We start from the raw sequence: 2521 nt of genomic DNA, 5'->3' as shown, positions 1-2521 counted from the left end.
TATAGCCGATCTTCTTCAAAAGGTCAGCTAGAGGTGCCTGTACCACGTGCCGCTGTAAACAACGGCACAGCCCGCCCGTACTGCTTGAAGCACGTGCCGACTTTCTAATCTTCTGCCGGCAGAGAGAAAGCCTCTCCCCCGACGATAGATGCCCCAGCAGAGCTGGTCTCGTCGGCGCGCAGCGCACGGCGCTCACCAACCAGACGCTTCAGCCGCTCAAAGGCTGCTTCATCGCCACTGCCCGCCGCCGAAACGGCTTCGGCTGCGTCCGACGCCAGAGCCCGATGGGTCTCCAAACGTTGAAGCGCGATCAGCCAAGCGCGCTTGGCTTCCTCCACACTCAGCTCTGGCCGAGCATGGGGGTTAACCGGCGACCGGCGCGCCTCATCCAATACGCGCACAGCTTCGCTTTGACCTAATTGGTTCAGATGGAGACGAACGCTCTCAAAATCAATAGTGGTTCCCGCATGATGTAAGTCTAAAAGGCCGTGGCGCAGTAAATTCAGGCCTGGATGGTCCAAAACTAGACCTGCAAACGCCTCTTCATGGCCATCCAATAGCTCGGGCCGCAAGAGGGGCGCGACAACAATGTCCAACAAGGTCCGTTTCGGGCGGACGTTCCCCGCTTTGATTTTCAAGCGTAATTCGGCCGTTGCGCTGCCAATGGGGCCAGTGTCTCCCCCCTTCCCGCGCGCTTTGGGCACAAAGGCTGGCCGCGCTGCGGGCGCAAACAGCGCATCGAGATTACGGCGCATATCCTCATTAAGTTCGCGCTGTAAATCCGGGTCGGTGACTTGGCCTGTGAGCTGGCGTAGGCGCTTGCGCAGGCCGGCGCGGGCTTCGGCGGTGACCAAGGGCTCGCGCTCTTGCTCGCGCTGAAACAAAAAGCTGCCGAGGGCCAAGGCGGACTCTAGGACAGCTTCGATACCCGCAGCACCCTTGGCCTTGATCATATCGTCAGGGTCTTGGCCTTCCGGCAAAAAGCCAAAGGCCAAGGTCTTATCGGCTGATACCAAGGGCAAAGCCCGATCGAGCGCGCGCTCAGCCGCTTTTAGGCCTGCCTTATCGCCATCAAAGCACAGGATCGGTCGCTTTGAGGCTTTCCAGACCAAGCCCAATTGGTCTTCGGTTAAAGCGGTACCTAGAGGGGCGACGGCGGCAAAGCCTGCCTTTTCCAGCGCAATCACATCCATATAGCCTTCGGCGACCAAAATAGGCTTATCCTTGGCGGCGGCGCGTGCTTGGGCATAGCGGTAAAGGTTACGGCTTTTGTTGAACACGGGGCTGTCGGGGCCATTGAGATATTTGGGCTGACCATCGGGGTCGAGGGTGCGGGCACCAAATGACACCGTGCGGTCGCGCGTATCGGCGATGGTGAACATCACCCGGCCACGGTAAAAATCGAAAGGTGCCCCGCCATCATCAGGCATCTTTACCAGGCCCGCCTCGACAAGATCAGCCACTTGATGGCCGCCTTGCGTCAGCCGATCCTTCAGCCACGTGCGGCTATTTGGGGCAAAGCCCAGGCCAAAGCGGTCCCAATCGGCTTCATTCAAGCCGCGCTTGGCGAGATAAGCGCGCGCCTTTGCGCCTTCGGGGCTGCGCAGCGCTTGGGCGAAGGCGGCACGCGCAGCATCCAGTGCCGCGGTCAGGCGCTTGGCCTGATCGTCTTTGGTAATGGCCTCTGGGTCGCGGGCGGGCAGCGGAATGCCAAGGTCTCGGGCTAAACGCTCAACCGCTTCTGGAAAGGGTACATTCTCGGTCGCCATGATGAAGTCGATGGCATTGCCGTGCTGGCCACAACCAAAGCAATGATAGGTGCCCTTAGAATCCACCGCATGGAAACTGGGTGTGGCTTCATTATGAAAGGGGCAGCAGGCCCACATATCGCCGCGCGACAGATTGGATTTGCGCTTATCCCAAGTGACCTTGCGGCCGACCACATCCAAAATGGAGGCGCGCGTCAGCACTTCGTCAAGAAAGGGGCGGTCAAAGCGGGACATCAGGTTAGACAATGGGGCTTCCAACCCGAATCAGCAAGCCCGTGCCCCAGCCCAGTCACCGGGGTTTGAAGTCCGGCCCCTATTTCGCACTTGAACTGAATTTTGACCGTCGGTAGAGACACAGGAAGTTTCAATTTCCACCCTCCCCCATTTAGGTGTCCACATATGAAAACTTCTGTCCGCTTGATCGCCCCAGCGCTTCTTACTGCCTTGGTGGCCACGCCCAGCTTTGCCAGCGAATTACACGGGACGCGCTGGTTGACCGCCAATGGCAGCGGCATCATCCGGCTGGAGCCTTGTGGTACCAAGACTTGTGGTCGCATTGTTGGCCCGGGTCCTAAAGCGGACAAAAACGCCCCAACGACTGACACCAAAAATCCCGATCCCAAATTGCGGTCTCGCCCCATTGTTGGCATGGCGATCTTGACGGGCTTTACCGCCCAACCCGATGGCAAATTCACCGGGGGCCAGATTTATGACCCGACCGAGGGCAAGCTCTATCGCAGCGAGTTCCGATT

At 59.0% G+C, this 2521-nt stretch carries 2 protein-coding genes; one reads left to right on the top strand and one right to left on the bottom strand.

All coding sequences use genetic code 11. The features are described from left to right. Positions 1-104: 104 nt before the first annotated feature. A complete protein-coding gene (gene dnaG / locus IOB61_RS05845; RefSeq protein ID WP_290813568.1) occupies positions 105-2015 on the bottom strand; it encodes a DNA primase in 1911 nt (636 codons plus the stop codon). Positions 2016-2168: 153 nt separating this feature from the next. Between dnaG and IOB61_RS05840 the strand changes: the two genes are divergently transcribed. After that, positions 2169-2521: DUF2147 domain-containing protein (locus IOB61_RS05840; protein ID WP_290813565.1), on the top strand; the 353-nt coding region annotated here is incomplete at its 3' end.

It is taken from the genome of Aquidulcibacter sp., from assembly GCF_020253525.1.
Taxonomy (GTDB): Bacteria; Pseudomonadota; Alphaproteobacteria; order Caulobacterales; family Aquidulcibacteraceae; genus Aquidulcibacter.
Note: the sequence above shows the minus strand (reverse complement) of the source record. Positions and strands in the feature narration are given on the sequence as shown.